This window comes from Promicromonospora sukumoe 327MFSha3.1 (assembly GCF_000385135.1).
In the GTDB taxonomy this organism is placed as follows: Bacteria; Actinomycetota; Actinomycetes; order Actinomycetales; family Cellulomonadaceae; genus Promicromonospora; species Promicromonospora sukumoe_B.
In genome coordinates, this window is sequence record NZ_ARQM01000013.1 from 219242 (window position 1) to 236092 (window position 16851).

The 16851-nt window shown below is 73.1% G+C and carries 17 protein-coding genes and 1 riboswitch; of the genes, 4 read left to right on the forward strand and 13 right to left on the reverse strand.

Annotation, left to right across the window (positions count from 1 at the left end; all coding sequences use genetic code 11):
• Nucleotides 1–11: 11 nt before the first annotated feature.
• The 4 genes from H291_RS0121900 to H291_RS0121915 form a co-directional block, all read right to left on the reverse strand.
• Nucleotides 12–2693: a LuxR C-terminal-related transcriptional regulator gene (locus H291_RS0121900; RefSeq protein WP_020017173.1), complete on the reverse strand. Its 2682-nt coding sequence runs from the start codon at nt 2691–2693 to the stop codon at nt 12–14.
• Nucleotides 2694–2837: 144 nt separating this feature from the next.
• The gene (locus H291_RS0121905) at nt 2838–4226 is read right to left on the reverse strand and encodes a cryptochrome/photolyase family protein (RefSeq protein ID WP_020017174.1); all 1389 of its coding nucleotides are present in this window, start codon (nt 4224–4226) and stop codon (nt 2838–2840) included.
• Between the two features lie 69 nt (nt 4227–4295).
• A complete protein-coding gene (locus H291_RS32840) occupies nt 4296–5831 on the reverse strand; it encodes a SpoIIE family protein phosphatase (RefSeq protein WP_157237242.1) in 1536 nt (511 codons plus the stop codon).
• Nucleotides 5832–5869: 38 nt separating this feature from the next.
• Nucleotides 5870–6610, reverse strand: coding sequence for an alpha/beta fold hydrolase (locus H291_RS0121915; protein ID WP_020017175.1), 741 nt, complete (start codon nt 6608–6610; stop codon nt 5870–5872).
• Nucleotides 6611–6726: 116 nt separating this feature from the next.
• Between H291_RS0121915 and H291_RS0121920 the strand changes: the two genes are divergently transcribed.
• Together H291_RS0121920 and H291_RS0121925 are read left to right on the forward strand one after the other, a co-directional pair.
• Nucleotides 6727–7167, forward strand: coding sequence for an HIT family protein (locus H291_RS0121920; protein ID WP_020017176.1), 441 nt, complete (start codon nt 6727–6729; stop codon nt 7165–7167).
• Between the two features lie 138 nt (nt 7168–7305).
• Complete coding sequence (locus H291_RS0121925; RefSeq protein WP_020017177.1) at nt 7306–7803, forward strand: NUDIX hydrolase; 498 nt, start codon at nt 7306–7308, stop codon at nt 7801–7803.
• A gap of 18 nt (nt 7804–7821) precedes the next feature.
• On the opposite strand, the gene H291_RS32845 is transcribed toward H291_RS0121925, so the two are convergent.
• A complete protein-coding gene (locus tag H291_RS32845) occupies nt 7822–8697 on the reverse strand; it encodes a M15 family metallopeptidase (protein ID WP_157237243.1) in 876 nt (291 codons plus the stop codon).
• Between the two features lie 82 nt (nt 8698–8779).
• Nucleotides 8780–8931: riboswitch (cyclic di-AMP (ydaO/yuaA leader) on the reverse strand.
• Between the two features lie 114 nt (nt 8932–9045).
• Nucleotides 9046–9987 carry an NADP-dependent oxidoreductase gene (locus H291_RS0121935; RefSeq protein ID WP_026366000.1) on the reverse strand — a complete coding sequence of 314 codons (942 nt, stop codon included), beginning with the start codon at nt 9985–9987 and terminating at the stop codon, nt 9046–9048.
• Nucleotides 9988–10111: 124 nt separating this feature from the next.
• Here H291_RS0121935 and H291_RS0121940 point away from each other — a divergent pair, with 124 nt between their 5' ends.
• Nucleotides 10112–10624: a MarR family winged helix-turn-helix transcriptional regulator gene (locus H291_RS0121940; RefSeq protein WP_020017180.1), complete on the forward strand. Its 513-nt coding sequence runs from the start codon at nt 10112–10114 to the stop codon at nt 10622–10624.
• Here H291_RS0121940 and H291_RS0121945 read toward each other — a convergent pair.
• Both H291_RS0121945 and eno read right to left on the reverse strand, forming a co-directional pair.
• A complete protein-coding gene (locus tag H291_RS0121945; RefSeq protein WP_157237244.1) occupies nt 10621–11274 on the reverse strand; it encodes a DUF402 domain-containing protein in 654 nt (217 codons plus the stop codon). The genes H291_RS0121940 and H291_RS0121945 overlap by 4 nt on opposite strands.
• A 30-nt stretch (nt 11275–11304) precedes the next feature.
• Nucleotides 11305–12612 carry a phosphopyruvate hydratase gene (gene eno, locus H291_RS0121950; RefSeq protein ID WP_020017182.1) on the reverse strand — a complete coding sequence of 436 codons (1308 nt, stop codon included), beginning with the start codon at nt 12610–12612 and terminating at the stop codon, nt 11305–11307.
• 150 nt (nt 12613–12762) lie between these two features.
• On the opposite strand from eno, the gene H291_RS0121955 reads away from it, so the two are divergent.
• A complete protein-coding gene (locus H291_RS0121955; RefSeq protein ID WP_020017183.1) occupies nt 12763–13185 on the forward strand; it encodes a MarR family winged helix-turn-helix transcriptional regulator in 423 nt (140 codons plus the stop codon).
• On the opposite strand, the gene H291_RS31175 is transcribed toward H291_RS0121955, so the two are convergent.
• The 5 genes from H291_RS31175 to H291_RS0121985 form a co-directional block, all read right to left on the reverse strand.
• The gene (locus H291_RS31175) at nt 13182–13532 is read right to left on the reverse strand and encodes a cupin domain-containing protein (RefSeq protein ID WP_020017184.1); all 351 of its coding nucleotides are present in this window, start codon (nt 13530–13532) and stop codon (nt 13182–13184) included. The two genes, H291_RS0121955 and H291_RS31175, sit on opposite strands and share 4 nt — an antisense overlap.
• Nucleotides 13533–13592: 60 nt before the next feature.
• The gene (locus H291_RS0121965) at nt 13593–14141 is read right to left on the reverse strand and encodes an AAA family ATPase (protein ID WP_020017185.1); all 549 of its coding nucleotides are present in this window, start codon (nt 14139–14141) and stop codon (nt 13593–13595) included.
• Nucleotides 14142–14326: 185 nt separating this feature from the next.
• Nucleotides 14327–15100, reverse strand: a complete 774-nt coding sequence (locus H291_RS0121975; RefSeq protein ID WP_020017187.1) for an SDR family NAD(P)-dependent oxidoreductase — start codon at nt 15098–15100, stop codon at nt 14327–14329.
• Between the two features lie 85 nt (nt 15101–15185).
• Nucleotides 15186–16166 carry a phosphotransferase family protein gene (locus H291_RS0121980; protein WP_020017188.1) on the reverse strand — a complete coding sequence of 327 codons (981 nt, stop codon included), beginning with the start codon at nt 16164–16166 and terminating at the stop codon, nt 15186–15188.
• 70 nt (nt 16167–16236) lie between these two features.
• A complete protein-coding gene (locus H291_RS0121985) occupies nt 16237–16836 on the reverse strand; it encodes a DsbA family protein (protein ID WP_020017189.1) in 600 nt (199 codons plus the stop codon).
• Nucleotides 16837–16851: the final 15 nt, after the last annotated feature.

The window sequence follows — 16851 nt, forward strand, 5'->3', positions numbered from 1 at the left end:
CACCGGCAGGCTCAGCGCCGCCAGGCCCCCGCGGGCTGGCCGCGCCGGTGGCGATTCATCAGCGCCCGGGCGAGGTCGGCCGCCTCGGCGCGGGACCCGCAGCCGAGCTTCCGGTAGATCACCTTGAGATGGAACTTGAGGGTGTTCACCGAGATGAACAGCTCGTCGGCGATCTCGCGCAGGCTCAGCCGGCTCGGCAGCATCCGCAGGATGCCGAGCTGCCGGTCGGTCAGGGCCTCGACGAGCTCGACGACGGCGGTCCCGGGCGGGGAGGCGCCCGACAGCGGCACCCGGCGGAGCCGGTCCAGCCAGGGTTGCGGCACCCGCCAGGCCAGCCGCTCGATCGACTCGACGACGCCGGCGCCCTCCGAGGCGAGGGTCTGCACCAGGCCGTGCGCGGCTCCCAGCCGCACCGCCCGCGTGAGGGCCGCCTCGGCCTCGTCGGCGTCCCGGGTGGTGCGGCTCAGCAGCAGGTCGACGAGCACGTGGTGGCGCACGCAGCGGGGCACGGTCCCGCGCAGCGCCGTGTCCGCCGCGCCGACGTCGCCGGTCGCGATGAGCACGCGCGCGGTCTCGACCCCGCCCCAGAACGGGTCGTCCACCTCGGCGGCCCAGCGCCGGGCCTCGTCCGGCCGGTCCTCGGCCAGGGCCAGGAGGGTGCCCGTGCGGGCCAGCAGCGTGCGGCTGCCGGGGCCCGGGAGCTGGGTGTCCACCATCTCGGTGGCCTCGCCGAACGCCCGCTCGGCCGCGGCGGCGTCCCCGGAGTCGACGGCGGCCCGCGCGAGCTCCAGGCAGGCCAGCAGCCGGCAGTGCGGCACCGGGTCGCACGCCGTGTCGACCAGGTGCGCCAGCACGGGCAGGGCCGCCGACTGCTCGCCGATCTCCCGGTTGGCCAGCGCCTCGGCGATCATCAGCTCGGTGCGCGCCGTCGTCTGGCTGGCCGCCTCCGAGACCTGCCGCGTGCCGTAGACCAGGCGCAGCGCCTCGACCGGGCGGCCGGCGAGGGCGGCGCCCAGGGCCCGGGTGGCCTCGAACGCGATCCGCCGCTCGGGCGCCGTGCTGAGGGTCCGGGCCACCTGGTGCACCTCGGGCGCGGCGTCGTCCCAGCGTTCGGTGAGGGCCACCTCGCGGGCGAGCAGGTTCCAGCCGAACCGGCACAGCGGGTCAGCCTGCCACCCGTCACCGATCGCCGCCAGCGACCACCGGGCCGAGCGGGCTCCGGCGGTCCAGTCGCCCGAGACCGCCGCCGACGCCGCGCGCAGCATCTCCAGCCGCGCGAGCAGCCACGGCTCCAGCCCGCCGTCCTTGTCCGCCTGGGTCACGACGGCGTGCACGGTCTGCACGAACGCGCTCCGGTCGGCGAAGAGCTGGCACCACGCGAGGTCGATGGCCGCGGCCGTGTCGGACGCCGCCGCGCCGGCCGGGATCGCGGCGAGCATGCGCCGCACCGTGGCCTCGCGGCCGCTGTCGTAGAGCTGCGGCACGCACGAGGCGAGCAACCGCAGGGCCTCGCGCCCCTGCTCGGCGCGCAGCAGGTGCTCGAGCGCGGCCACCGGCTGCCCGGCGTCCTCGAACCAGCGCGCGGCGCGCCGGTGCAGCTCGGCCAGGCGCTCCGGGTCGCGCCGCCGCAGCTCGACCAGGAGCGCGTCCCGGACCAGCGCGTGGGTCTCGTACGCCCCGGACGGCTCGATGCGGGCGGCGAACAGCCCCCGCTCCTCGGCCCGCTCCAGCAGGCGGGGCGCGTCGAACCGGCCCGCGAGCGCCCGCGCGAGGCCGGGCTCGACCCGGTCCACGACGGACACGGCGACCAGCACGTCGACGACGTCGGCGGGCTCGCCGCTGAGCACCTCGTGCCAGACGTAGTCGCCGAGGTAGCGGCCGACGTCGTCCTGCCGTGGCGCGTCGGCGGGCGCCCGGGCGTCGGCGGCGCGGGCGGCCAGGGCGGCGAGCTGGATGCTGGCTGCCCAGCCGCCCGCGTGCCGGGCGGCCCTGGCGACGCGGTTCGGCGGAAGCGTCGGCGCGAGCCGGGCGAGCATCTCGGTCGCCTCGTCGAACGAGAACCGGAGCTCGGGGAACCGCACCTCGCCGAGCATGCCGCGGGCGCGCAGCCGGTCCACGGGCAGGTGCGGGGCGTGCCGGCTGACCAGGACCACGCGCAGCCAGCGCGGCAGGTGCTGCACGAACATCGTCAGCGCCCCGGAGGCCACCGCCTCGTCGACCACCTCGAGGTCGTCGATCACCAGCACGCGCGGGCCGTAGCTGCGCGACTCCAGGTCGTCGAGCAGGGTCCCGACGGCGTCGACCAGCGCCCGCCGGCGGCGGACCAGGTCGGCGGCCGGCTCGGCGCAGCCGGGGGCGATCCCGTCGAGCGCGGCGAGGATGCTCAGCCAGAGCTGGGCGGGGTCGCGGTCCGACTCGTCCACGGACAGCCAGGCGTGCGGCAGGTCGGTCCAGCCCACCCAGTCCCGCAGGAGGGAGGTCTTGCCCGAGCCGGCCGGCGCGACCACGAGCGTGAGCGGCGACTCGACCGCGGTGTCGAGCAGCTCGATGAGCCGGGGCCGGCGCACGATGTGCTCGGGGTTGACCGCGGGCCGCAGCTTGGCCTGGTAGACGGTCGCCAGGTCGTGGGGGCGGCCCGGCAGCCGGACCTCCGGTGCGCTACCACCGGACGGGTCGGTCGTGTGCTCTTCCACAGGGACACCTGGCTGCAGACGGTCCCGCTCCGACGCGAGGTGAGTTCCGGTCCGCGAGCGGGCACGACCGGGACCCGACCTCCAGCAGTCGATCACGGCGGTGGCCGGGGGCGTTCACCCGGTTCGGGCGAGTTCGCCGGGTCACTACCTCCCGCGCTTGGCCTCCTTGACGGCCTCGTAGCGGTCCAGCGCCACGGCCCGTTCGTCCTTGTGGTCGACGACGCGCTCGGGGTACCCGGCCGGCACCCCGCCCGGCAGCTTCCAGGGCTGGTGAGCGGCCTTGCCCGGCACGTCCGCGAGCTCGGGCACGTACTTGCGCACGTAGGCGCCGTCCGGGTCGAACCGCTCGCCCTGCAGCACCGGGTTGAACACCCGGAAGTACGGCGCGGCGTCGGTGCCGCTGCCCGCCACCCACTGCCAGCCGTGCTGGTTGGACGCTAGGTCGCCGTCGACCAGCCGGCCCATGAAGTGCCTCGCTCCCCACCACCACGGCAGGTGCAGATCCTTGACCAGGAACGACGCCGTGATCATCCGCACGCGGTTGTGCATCCAGCCCTCGGCCAGGAGCTGGCGCATGCCGGCGTCGACGACGGGGTAGCCGGTGCGGCCCTCGCGCCACGCGTCGAACAGCCGGTCGGCCTCCGGGCCGCTGTCGGTGGCGAGCGCGTCGAAGGCGCGGTCGTAGTTGCCGCGGGCCGAGTCGGGGCGCTGGTCGAGCACGTCGGCGTAGAAGTCGCGCCAGGCGAGCTCGTTGCGGAACGACTGGGCGCCGTTCGAGCGCCTGGCCGAGATGTCGGCGAGCAGGCTGCGCGGGTGCACGCAGCCGTACTTCAGGTACACCGACATGCGGGAGGTGCCGGGCTGGTCGGGCCGGTCCCGGCCGTCCGCGTACTCCTGCAGGTGGTCGCGCACGAACTCGTCCCACCGCCGGTGCGCCGCCGCCTCCCCGGGCTCGGGCAGGTCGGCGTCGACGGCGGGCTGGTCGGGGATCTTCGTGGCCCGGACGTGGACCGTCGCGGGGTCGATCCAGTCCAGGTAGCCGGCGTCGGTGTCCGCGGGGGCGCGCCAGCCGTGGTCGGCCCAGGCCCGGCTGAACGGCGTGAACACGCGGTAGCGGCCGCCGTCCCCCGACAGCACCCGCCCCGGCGCGACGGCGTAGGGCGAGCCGGTGCGCACCAGCTCGCGGTCCGCCTTCGCGAGCGCCTGCTCGACGTCGTTGTCGCGGGCCTGGCCGTAGGGGCCGAAGTCGGCGGCGACGTGCACCGTCCCCGCCCCGATCTTCTCCGCGACGCGGGGCACGACCTCGACCGGGTCGCCCTTGACGACCAGGAGCCGGCCGCCGAGGCTCTCGTCCAGGTCGCGCAGGCACCCGTACAGGAACCACAGGCGCGCGTCCCCGGCCGGCCCGAGCAGGCGCGGGTCGAGCACGAACAGGGCGAGCGCGGGGGTGTCCTGGCCTGCGGCGAGGAAGGTCGGCTGGTCGGCGACGCGCAGGTCGCGCCGGAACCAGATCAGCGACGGGGCTTGGGTCATGGCAGCCCAACGTAGGCCCTCGGGTGACCGGCCGCATCCGCCCCGACCGGTCCGGGCACCGGGACCCGCTCAGGCGGGCGCCGGGCCGTCCCACTCGACCCGCAGCACGCAGGCGTCGTCGAACTCGTTGAGGTCACCGCCGAGGAGCGACGAGACGAGCTCCCCGTCCCCGGCGGTGCCCGGCGTGCCCGCGGCGGCCTGGGCGAACACCTCCAGGCCCCGGTGCAGGCTGCGGTCCCGCCGCTCGACCAGCCCGTCGGTGTAGAGCCACAGCGTGTCGCCGGGCGCCAGGTCGACGGCGCCCGGCTCGGGCTCCGCCACGCCCACGCCGAGGGGCATCCGGCGCCCCTCCCAGAGGAGCTCGGCGTCGCCGCCGGGCCGCGTCACCAGCGGTGGGAGGTGGCCCGCGCACGCGTAGGTGAACCGCGCCGTCGGCACGTCGAGCTCCCCGTAGACGAGCGTGGAGCCGAACCCGACCCCGCTGCGCCGGACGAAGCGGTCCACCCGGCCGAGCACACCCGCCGGGCCGACGCCGCCCTCGGCGCAGCTGCGCACGGCGGTCCGCAGCTGTCCCATGGCGGTCGCCGACCGCAGCCCGTGCCCGACCACGTCGCCCACGGTGAGCGCGAGCGTCGTGTCGTCGACCCAGAAGGCGTCGTACCAGTCGCCGCCGACCTGGAGCGAGCGCTCCGCGGGCCGGTAGTCCGTGCTGATCCGGGCGTGGTCGAGCTGCGGCAGCCGCTCGGTGAGCATCGCGCGCTGCAGCTCGTGCGCCACCGAGACGCTCTGCTCGTGCAGCACCGCGCGGTCGAGCGCGACGCCGCCCTGCTGGCCGGTGGCGACCAGGGCGCCGTGGTCGAGCGCGTCGTCCCCCGGGTGCGCCCGCGGGACGATGACGAGCACCCCGTGCAGCGCGGCCGAGCCCCGTAGCGGCACCACGACGTGGCCGTCGGGCGCGACCACCACCTGTTCGACGCGCTCGGTGCCGTCCGCGTCCACGGCCCCCGCCGCCTGGGACACCAGCTCCGCGGACGGCCGCTCCGGCACGCCGTCGCCCAGCCGGGCGCGCAGCGTGAGCGCGCCGACGTCGTCGACGAGCCACACCGACGCCGAACCGGCCCGGTACACCTCGACCACAGCGTGCACGAGCGCCGCGCAGACGCCCTCGACGCCCGCGGCCCGGGCGAGGGCCGTGGTCGTGACGAGCAGCGTACGGAGGCTCGCCGCGGACCGCTCCGCCTCCGCGCGGGCCGCGACGAGCTCGCGCTCGAACCGCGACCGCTCCCGCGCGTCGAACAGGGCGACGTTGACGACGACGTCGTCGGGGTCGGTCTCGTCCTCCACGGTGTGCAGCTCCGCGGAGAGCAGGACCGGCCGGGGCGTCCCACCGGCGCGCAGCTCGACCGCGATCTCCTCGACCCGGCCCTCGATACGTAACAGGGGCGCGAGATGCGTCTCCCAGTAGATGCGTCCGCCCACGGAGAGCAGCGCGCTCAGCCGGATGCCGCGCACGTCACGCGACGAGAGGTCGTCGCCGAGCCACCCGCGGAACGTGTCGTTGGCGTCGAGGATCGCGCCGCTGCCGTCGAGACGGAGCAGTGCCACGGGAGCGGAGTCCCAGGAGCGGGCGCGACCCAGCGGTGTCACGGGTCGAGGTACTCGCGCATCACGCCGATCAGCACGTCCGGCGCGCTGAGGTTCGGGCAGTGGCCGACGGCGTCGATCAGGGCGAACTCGCTGTCGGCGAGGTTCTCGTGGATGTACCGGCCCACCTCGACGGGGGCGATGAAGTCGTCGCGGCACTGGACCACGAGGCTCGGTGTGCGGATTCCCGCGAGGTCGGCGCGGTTGTCGGAGAGGAACGTGGTGCGGGCGAAGCGCCGGGCGATGGTCGGGTCCATGCGGCAGAACGAGCTGGTCAGCTCCTCGCCGAGCTGGGGCCGGTCGGGGTTGCCCATGATCACCGGGGCCACGGACGCCGACCAGCCCAGGTAGTTGGCGTCCATGGTCTCGAGCAGCTCGTCGATCTCGTGGGCCGCGAACCCGCCGCGGTACCCGTCGTCGTCGATGTAGCGCGGGCTGGGGCCGACCAGCACGAGGCGGTCGAACAGCTCGGGCCGTCGCGCGGCGGCGAGCAGGCCGATCGTCGCGCTGACCGAGTGGCCCACGAACACGACCGGCCCGAGGTCGAGCTCGTCGAGCAGCTCGACGACGTCGTCCGCGTAGCCGGCGAGCGAGGAGTGCCGGCCGGGGTCGTACGCGGCGGGGTCCGATCCGCCCGCACCGACGTGGTCGAAGAGGACCACCCGGTGGCTGGCCTCGAACGCCGGGGCGACGAAGCGCCACATGGACTGGTCGCAGCCGAAGCCGTGGGCGAAGACCATGGTGGGGGCGCCCTCCGGGGCACCTACGACCTGGGCGCTGTGGCGGGTGGCTGCTGTCACCGTGCCAGTCTAGGTGCGCCGTTCGTCCCGATCCTCCGTCTGCCCTGGAGCCGCCCGTGCACAACCACGAACCCGCCGGCTACGACTGCCCGTTCTGCGACTTCACCGTCGAGCGCGAGGCCGAGGTGGTCTACCGCGACGACCGGGTCTTCGCGACGATCGCGCCCCGTTGGTGGCCGCGGAACCCGGGCCACGTGCTGATCATCCCCCTGGCCCACCACGAGAACCTCTACGACCTGCCCGCCGCGGACGGTCACGCCGTCTTCGACGCGACCCGGCTGCTCGCCCGGGCGATGCGCGCCGCCTACGACTGCGCGGGCGTCTCGACCCGGCAGCACAACGAGCCCGCCGGCAACCAGGACGTCTGGCACTTCCACCAGCACCTCTTCCCCCGCTACCCCGGCGACGACCTCTACGGCACGCTCCCGGAGCCGGACTGGCTCCCGGCCGAGCGGCGCCGGGCCTACGCCGAGCGGCTGCGGGACGCGCTGGGCTGAGGTGGCGCGGGCGCAGGCCGCCGGATGGTCGGCAGAATGTCAGGTGGTCGGCAACCCGGGTTGCCGACCACCTGACATTCTGCCGACCACCCGTGAGCAACCCTGCACCCGCGCCCGCGCGGTCCGTAGGGTGGGGCGATGCCCGTCTCGCCCTACATCCTCGGCCTCCGCCGGCACATCGGCACCGACCTCCTGTGGCTCCCCGGCGTGACCGCCGTGGTGCGGGACGACGACGGCCGCGTGCTCCTCGGCCAGCGTTCCGACAACGGCCGCTGGGCGCTGGTGAGCGGCATCCTCGAACCGGGCGAGGAGCCCGGCCCGGGGATCGCCCGTGAGGTGCTCGAGGAGACCGGCGTGGAGATCCGGGTCGAGGCCCTGGCGGCGATCACCGTCACCGAGCGCGCCGCCTACCCGAACGGCGACCAGGCCCAGTACCTGGACCTGTGCTTCGTCTGCCGCCCGGTCTCGCCGGAGGCCGCGGCCGCCGCACGGGTGAACGACGACGAGTCGCTCGCGGTCGGCTGGTTCGCGCCCGACGCCCTGCCCGACGGCCTGCACCGCGACACGGTGCGGCGGCTGGAGCTCACGCTCGCCTACCTGTCCGACCCGAGCACGGGGCCGCACTTCGCGCGGTGAGCGCCTGGGCGCAGCGCCTCACTGCCCCTTCTGCGCCACCGCGGCGGTGAACTCCCAGTGCCACGGCTCGTACGGGCCGACGCCGCCCGACTGCGCCCAGCCCGGGTTGTCCCAGCCGAACTCCGGGGCGTTGGCCTTGAGCCAGTCCCAGCGGTCGCCGGCGTAGCCGTCGGCGCAGATGTCGATCGCGAGGCCCCAGCCGTGGTTGGAGGTGCCCGGGGTCGCCGTCAGCGTGGGCTTGGCAGCCTTGGCGGTCACCTGCGCCGCGTAGCTGCGATAGCCGTCGGTGATGCAGATCGCCTCGCCGAACCGCTCGGTGTACGCCTGGTTCAGGCGCGCCAGGGCCACGGCCGCGTCCGCGCGGATGGCGGGGTAGCCGTCCCAGAGGTCGCACAGCTCGCTGGCCGGAATCTGGCCGTTCGTGCCCGCGCCCGTGGCCACGCCGTCGCAGCCGGGCAGCACCGGCGGGGCGTCGACCGCCACCGCGGAGGCCTCCTCCGCCGGGAGCACCGCGTCCCGGGGAACGGTCACGCCGGCGGACGCCCCGAGCGACGAGCGCTCCTGGCTGCGCGAGGCGCCGCTCTGCCGGTCGGCCAGCGCGGCCGCCGCCGCACCCTGCGCGGCCTGCGCGCCCTGCCCGTCGGCCGCCGCGGCGGCGTCGCCCCCGAGAGCGATCTCGCCCGTGGTCGGCGCCCCGAACGAGACGGCGGTGAACGACGTCGTCGAGGCCAGCGCGAGGCCGACACCGATCTTCAGGGGCAGCCGGCCCAGGACCGACGGGCGCGGGTGCCGCACGGGAGCGGCGGCGTGCCGACCCTTGCTGTGGCGCCCGCCGGCCCGTCGTGCCGCACGCCCCGTGGGCTCCGGCAGGGACCGCTCGCGCCCGTGCCTCATCGCGTTCCCCGAGACCGGGTGCGGGACGGCAGGACTGGCTGACCGGGGACGCGTACGCGCCCGGGGAAAGTCGATGGCATGGAGCATCTCCCGGCGCCTGCGAGGTTAGCTGTCGGGTTCGGGTCGGAGACTGACCCGGCCGGCGGCCGAAACCGCACGACTCCACCCCGAGGACACCTAGGTGTCCAAAAGTGGGTCCCCCGTCCCTGTCATGTGGTTCGTCGGTACCCCCGGCGGTGACAGGGCTCGGCGCCCGCCGGGACGTCCCGCAGTGCTGCGGGCCGTAACGAATGTACCCCGCCCTGGCAAAGATGTCACGAAATAGTAACGAAGGCCGGATCTAGCCGGTCAGACGGCGGGCGGCGGGACCACCACGACCTTGCCGTGCACCCGTCCCGCATCAGCCTGCTCGTGGATCGAGGGCAGCTCGCTCAGCGGCACGCGCCGGGCGATCTCGACGTGCAGGTCGCCGCTGTCGACCAGGGCGACCAGGCCCGAGAGCACGTCGCCGTCAGGATGGACGAAGACCGTCGCCGCGCGCACGCCGCGCTCCTCGTCGCCGGGCGTCTGCACCCTCGGCGTGGTGGAGACGACGACGCCGCCGTCGCGGACCCGGGCCGCCAGGGCGGCGAACCCCTCGGGGGTGATCGGGGCCAGGTTGAGCAGCACGTCGACGGGCTCGGTGACGGCGTCGAGCACCGGACCGGCCGTGTGGTCGACGATCTCGTCAGCACCGGCCGCCTTGACGGTCTCGGCACTGCGCGGGCTCGCCGTCGCGATGACATACGCGCCGGCACGCTTGGCGAGCTGCACGGCGTAGCCGCCCACCGGGCCGCCGGCGCCGTTGATCAGCACGCGCTGACCGGCCTGGAGCCCGCCGGCCTCGAACAGCGCCTGCGAGGCGGTGAGCCCCACCGACGGCAGCCCGGCGGCGTCGGCCAACGGGATGCGCTTCGGGGCCGTGACCAGGGCGTCCGCCGGGGCGACGACGTACTGGGCCGCCGCACCGTCGGCCGCCATGGGGAGGAACCCGACGACGTCCTGCCCCACGGCGAGGCCGTCCACCCCGTCGCCGAGCACGTCGACCGTGCCGGAGACGTCGTAGCCCGGGACATGCGGCAGCGTGATCGGGATCGGCAGGAAGCCGCCGCGCATGCCGCCGTCGGCCGGGTTGAACGCCGAACCGGCGACGCGGACGAGCACCTCGCCGGCGCCGGGAACCGGCCGGTCGACGTCCTCGTAGCGCAGAACCTCGGAGCCGCCCGTCTCGTGGAACCGAACTGCCTTCATGATGCCGTTCCCTCCGGTCATGTGCTTCGGATTCGAAGCAACTGCCGAGCATGCTAGCACTGCTTCAAATTGGAAGCAAGTACTTCGAGTTGGAAGCATCAGACGCGCTGGCTAGGCTGGCGACGTGACCTCGACACCACCGCCCCTCGATGCGACGCAGCTGGGCGCGTACTTCGCGCTGATCGAGGCGAGCAGCCTGCTGAAGCACTCCGTCGAGCAGCAGCTGCGGGACGCCGGGGACCTCAGCTACGTGCAGTTCCAGCTCCTGGCGACCCTCGGGGACGCCCCGACGGGCAGCCGGCGGATGACCGACCTGGCCGACGGCGTCGTCTACAGCCGCAGCGGGCTGACCTACCAGGCCCAGACGCTGGAGAAGCGGGGCCTCGTGACCCGCTCGCAGTCCGCGGACGACGAGCGCGGCGTCACCGTCACCATCACCGACGAGGGGCGCGCCGTGCTCGCGGAGGTCTTCCCCGGCCACGTCGGCCTGCTCGACGACCTGCTGTTCGCCCCGCTGTCCCGCGCCGACGTCGAGACGCTCGCCGACATCCTCGGCCGGGCGCGCGACCACATGCGGCAGACGCCGCCGAGGTCGGCGGGGGCGCGGCGGCGCAAGAAGGCGGGCGCGGAGAACTAGGCCCGGAGAGGGCTGGCCTTCGCCTGGTCGATCCCCGACCAGGTCCTGCGGATCCCGGGTGCCACCGACGGGACCTCGCTCAACGGCACGAGTTCGACCGGTAGCGGCTCGGGCGCCGTCGCCACCGGCGCGGGCGGTATGCCGTCGAGGAGGTCGTGCAGGCGTCCCGTCTGCAGCCAGCTCAGGAGCCGGGCGAGGCCGCGCTCGGCGGCCCGCGCCTCGGCCGCCGAGATGAGTCCGGTGGAGGCCGCCTGCGCGAACTCGTCCTCGTCGACCACCCTGTGGCCGCCGTCCAGGGAGACGAGCACGTCGAGGAAGAGATCAACTGCCGAGACGTCCCTTCCGACCCGGACCATCGGGGTCGAGATGTCGCAGTTGAGCGCGAACGGCGCCCCGTCCGGCGGTCGCGTCTCGATCAGGTTGCCCGACAGGTCGTACGTCGCGTTGATCTTGAACCACTCGGCCGAGAAGGCGAGGTGCCGAAGAACGAGCTGTTCGCCGACGCCCTCGCCCCATGCGGGTTCCCTGCTCTGCCGCACGTACATGTCCGCGTCGTTCACGAGAACGCCGGGGTCGGGCACGCGATAGCACCGGACGTGGCCCTCGTCGGGATGGAAGTCGAGATCTCGGATGACCGTTGCGCGCCGCACGACCGACAGTTGTACCGCCCTGACGCATGGTCAGGCCCGCGCCAGCGCCGAACGTCCCGCGAACCGGGCCGACTCCCCCAGCTCCTCCTCGATCCGGATCAGCTGGTTGTACTTCGCCGTGCGGTCCGACCGTGACAGCGAGCCGGTCTTGATCTGACCGCAGCCGGTCGCCACCGCCAGGTCCGCGATGGTCGTGTCCTCGGTCTCGCCCGACCGGTGCGACATGACGACCGTCCAGCCGGCCTCGAGCGCCGTGGTCACCGTCGCGAGCGCCTCGGTCAGCGTGCCGATCTGGTTCACCTTGACCAGGACCGAGTTGGCGACGCCGGTCCGGATGCCCTCGCGGACCAGCGCCTCGTTCGTGCAGAAGACGTCGTCGCCGGTGAGCTGGCAGCGGTCCCCGACGCGGGCCGTGAGCGCGCGCCAGCCGTCCAGGTCGTTCTCGGCCATGGGGTCCTCGATCGAGACCACCGGGTAGGCGTCGATGAGCCCGGCCAGGTAGTCGGCGTGCTCGGCGGACGTGCGGCGCACGCCCTCGCCCGCGTAGTCGTACACCCCGTCGCGGAAGAACTCCGACGACGCGGGGTCCATGACCAGTCCGACGTCGACGCCGGGCCGGTAGCCGGTGCGCTCGATCGCGGCCACCACGAAGTCGAGGGCCTCCTCGGCGGTCCGCAGCGCGGGGGCGAACCCGCCCTCGTCGCCGACGCCGGTGGAGTGGCCGGCCGCCAGCAGGTCGCGGCGCAGGGTGTGGAAGACCTCGCTGCCCATGCGGACCGCCTCGGCGAAGGTGTCCGCGCCCAGCGGCGCGATCATGAACTCCTGGAAGTCCAGCGGGTTGTCGGCGTGGGCGCCGCCGTTGACGATGTTCATCAGCGGCAGCGGCAGCAGGTGTGCGGCGTCCCCGCCGAGGTACCGGTAGAGCGGCTGGCCGTGGGCCGCCGCGGCGGCCTTGGCGGTGGCCAGCGAGACGCCGAGGATCGCGTTGGCGCCGAGCCGGGACTTCGTGGCCGTGCCGTCGAGCTCGATCAGGACGGCGTCGAGGCCGGCCTGGTCCGCCGCGTCCCGGCCCCGCACCGCCGCGGCGATCTCGCGATCGACGTGGCCGACGGCGCGGTCCACGCCCTTCCCGTGCCAGCGCGCGGGGTCGCCGTCGCGCAGCTCCACGGCCTCCCGGGCGCCGGTCGAGGCGCCCGAGGGAACCATTGCGCGCCCCAGGGATCCATCCGTGAGCACGACGTCGACCTCGACCGTCGGGTTGCCCCGGCTGTCGAGGACGCGGCGGGCTCGCACCGTCTCGATCGCGGCGCTGACGGTTCCGGCTGCTGTTGCGGACATGGGAGTCCTTCCCGTTGTCGTGTGCCGGGCACGGCTGCGACGACGCTGGCGCTGAGCCCGACAGCGCCAAACCATACAGCAAGACTGTGCAGTTTAGGTGTACAGGTTAGGTGCACAGTTCCCCTGGGGACCGAAAAGGTAGACTGACCTGTGCCCACCCCGGAGTCAGCCGCCACCGCCGCCGAGCTGCGTACCGCGATGGGCAAGCTCACCCGGCGCGTCAAGCATGAGGACCGCATCCCGCTCGGCCAGATCGCGGTGCTCGGCGCCCTGGACCGCGACGGCGCCATGACGACGAGCGACCTCGCCGCCGACCAACGCGTGCGCCCGCAGTCGATGGCCCGCGTCGTCGGCCTGCTGATGGAGCAGGACCTGATCACCCGCCGGGCGCACCCGACGGACGGCCGCAAGTCGCTGGTCGAGCTGACCGACGACGGCCGCGCCGCACTCGAGGCGGAGCGCGGCCGCAGGGCGGGCTGGCTGGCTCAGGCCATCGAGGCCGAGCTCACGGACGAGGAGCAGGCGGTACTGGCCCGGAGCGCGGCTCTGCTGGAGCGGCTGGCGACGCACTAGGCGTCGGTGACCACCTTGTCGTCGACCGCGGGACCACGGATGGTCAGGCCCCGGGCCGGGTACTGAACGGCGACGAGGGCATGGGGAACGCCCGCGCCGACGGTGACCGCCTCCCCGGCCGCCACCGTGACCCGTGATCCGTCGACCTCCAGCTCGATGGCACCCTCGATCACGACGTAGACCTCGTCGCTCGTCCGATGAAGGTGGGTCCCTTCGTCACTGAAGGGTTCGTCGACACGCCAGTGCAGGACCTGGATCCGGTCGGAGCGGAAGCCGTCGTCCGACGGCGGCTGCGGGCCGGCGATCACCGTGAGGCGGCCGTCGAGGGAGATCCTGCTGAACGACATCCGGGCAGTCTGGCAGGGTGCCGTGCCGACCACCTCAGTTCTGGAACACCCCGGCCCACCTCATTGCACGAAAGGCCCGGGCAAGCGCGTGAGCACCTGCCGCGCCAGCTCTCCGGGCTCCTGGCCTTCGACGTGCAGGCGCAGATCGCTCGGCATCTGCGGCAGATGCAGCGCAAACGTGTCGTGGGCGGCACGAAGGAAGGTCGGGTCCTTGCTGATCCCGCGCCCCGAGTCCGCTCGCGCTCGTGCCAGCGAGGCGTCGAAGTCGGCGGTGAGCACCACGTGGAGCACGTCGACGCCCTCGGGCACCTGGTCGAGCACCTGTTGCACCTCGCCCGTGGTCGAGGTGCCTTCGTCGACGACGACGTCGATGCCGGTCCGGAGCCAGGCGCCGACCAGCTGCGCATGAATTCCATGAGCCCAGTCCCAGGTGGGGAGCGTCGGCAGCGCCATCTCCGCGACGGTGTCGAGGTCGGTGAGCGCGACCGAGAAGCCCTCCAGGCGCAACATCCGGACCAGCTCGGCGGCCAGCGTGCTCTTACCCGCCGCGATCGGACCGCTGATCATCACCAGCCGCGGCCGCGCGACGTCCTGCGCTCTGTCGATCACGTCGCGATCGTGTCACGGCCGTCGTCACGGGAGCGATGCATTACTCCGAGCACCGATGAAGCCTCATCACAGGGTCGACATTCGCGGCTGACCGGGTAGGTTGCGGCCATGGCGAGCGGGATGCTGCGGCGTATCGGTGTCACCGTCGTGGAGGTGGTCGCGCTCGCGCTGTTGGCACCCGACGATCAGAGCCAGTGACCTCCGGCGACCTGGACGACCTGGCCACTGATCCACCGCGCCTGGTGGGAAGCAAGGAACACGGCCGCGTCCGCGATGTCGCTCGGGTCACCGACCCGGCCGAGAGGGATATCGGGCACCACAGCGTGCACCAGCTCGTCGCTCATCCAGCCGGTCTGGATCGGGCCGGGGGCGACGGCATTGACGCGCACCCTGGGGCCGAGGTCGAGCGCGGCACCTCGGGTGAGTGACTCGAGTGCCGCCTTCGACGCACCGTAGGCGACCTGGCCCGGGAAGCCACGTGCGGCATCGGTCGAGATGTTGACGACCGCCACAGCGCCGGGCGCGGCATCGGTCGGCAACCTCCGGGCCACCTCGGCGATCAGCATCGCGGGTGTGACGGTGTTGACGCGAAAGGTGCGTTCCAGACCCGTCTCGTTGACGAGATCGAAGGTGTCGGACTCGTCGGCGTGCGCGGCGTTGTTGACCAGGACGTCGATCGGTCCAAGACGTTCGACGACCTGGTCCACGAGGTGCTCGGCCGCACCTGGCTCGAGGAAGTCGGCCTCGACGGCGACAGCGCCGGGCAGCGAACTGACGAACGCGCCGACCTGGTCGGCACTGGCGGGCTCGTGCTCAAGGGAACCCGCAGTCGCAACAGGCACATAGTGCACCGCGACCCGGGCACCTTGAGCCGCGAACGCCCGGGAGATGGCCGCGCCGATGTTTGTGCCACCGCCGGTGACCAGGACAGTCTTTCCACTCAGCTTCGGATCGATCACACCGCGATCGTGCCACCGCTGGTGCCGGCGTCGCATGATCCGACTTGAGAACGCTTTGAATTTCGCCAGATGACGGCGTGCGTGCTCAGCCGAGGCGCCGCAGCGCCTGCTCCACGGCGATCTCGACCCGAGCCGTCATCCCCGACATGTCGACCGGAAGGCGCCCGGCAACCTGGCGGGAGATCGACTGCGGTCCGTTGTCGTCGTGGTGCAGGAGGCTGTACAAGTCCCACCACGGGTCGAGCGGGACACCCGCGATCGATTCGTAGCGCGAGCGGAGCTCCTCTGCCCGGTCGGGTGAGTAGAGCGACGCCAGGTACCGCCGACACTGTCCGACATCGATGGCGCGAGACCCCCGGTGGATGCTGTTCCAGTCGGTGAGTCCAGTGATCTTCCCGCGCGACCACAGCAGGTTGACGGGCAGGTAGTCGCAGTGCAGGAAGACGGCATCGCCCGCGGGCGGTGGTAACTCCATCGCATCGAAAGCTGCTTTCCAGATCGCAGGTCTCTGCGCGCCGGCCGGAACCTGAAACTGGCCACGAGGTGTGATCCAGGAGTCTGCCCAGGCCCGGAATGCCGGGGCTGGGAGGTCGACGGAATGGAGCCGGGCGGCGAACTCGGCGATCCGCTCGATCCACGGTCCGGACGCCGCTGGGTCGAGGTGAACATGCCCGGGCAGCCGTGTCATCAGCAGCGACGGCGCTCCACCGGTAGCAGCGCCTGCGACGTCGGCGGCCACGATCGTCGGGACCGGAAGCCCGCTGCCCGCCACCACCTCGAGGTTGGCGATCTCCTCCTCCATCGCGGTCCGAAGCGCGATGCTTCCCGCCGGGTACTGCCGTAACACCACGAACCTTCGCGTCTCATGGCGCTCAACGGTCAGCCGATGAACAGCAGCGTTGACGCCGCCCGTCAGCCGCCGGTGGCCGACGGCGCGCCACCCTCGGCCCATGGAAGCAGCCACCCAGTCCAGGGTCTCGGTGGACGGCCGACGGCGGAAGAACGCGTCCTCCCGCCAGTCGCCGTCGACCGTCAGGTCCTGTTCGGCAGCGCCGTCACTGGTCATGCACGCAAACCTACTGAGGCTGCCGAGGCCGAGCAGCGGTTCAGGAATCTGAAGACGGTCTCGGTGATGCTCACCGGCCGAGCACCGCCTCGACGGCTCCGACCAGGTCGGCGGGGCTCTGCGTGTCCAGCTTCTCGCCGTCCAGGAAGAACGTGGGCGTACCGCTCACACCCAGGACCTGGCCCTCCTCGAAGTCGCTCTGCACGCGCTCGGTGGTGGCGGGGTCGGCGACAGCGGCGTCGAACTCGTCCATGTCGAGGCCGAGCTCCTCGGCGAAGCCGCGGAAGAGCTCCGCCTTGGAGTCCTGGGACTCGCCCCACTCGGCCTGCGTCTCGTACATGCGCTGGTACATGGGCTCGAGCTGCCCCTGCGCGGCGGCGGCCTCGACGGCGACCGCGGCGTTGGTGGAGTTGGCGTGCGACGGGATCGGGAAGTAGCGGATCACCAGGGTCAGGTCGTCGCGGTACTGCTCCTTGAGTTGCTCGACCGTCGGGTAGTAGGCGCGGCAGACCTCGCACTCGAAGTCGAGGAACTCGACCAGGACGGCCTTCTCGTCGGACGCCTCGTTCAGGACGTGACTGTTCTCACGGACCACCTGGGCCCCGTCGGCCGGGACCTCGGGGCGCGAATTGAGGATGAAGACGACCAGCAGCGCGATCAGGCCGACCACTCCGGCAAGGAGCAC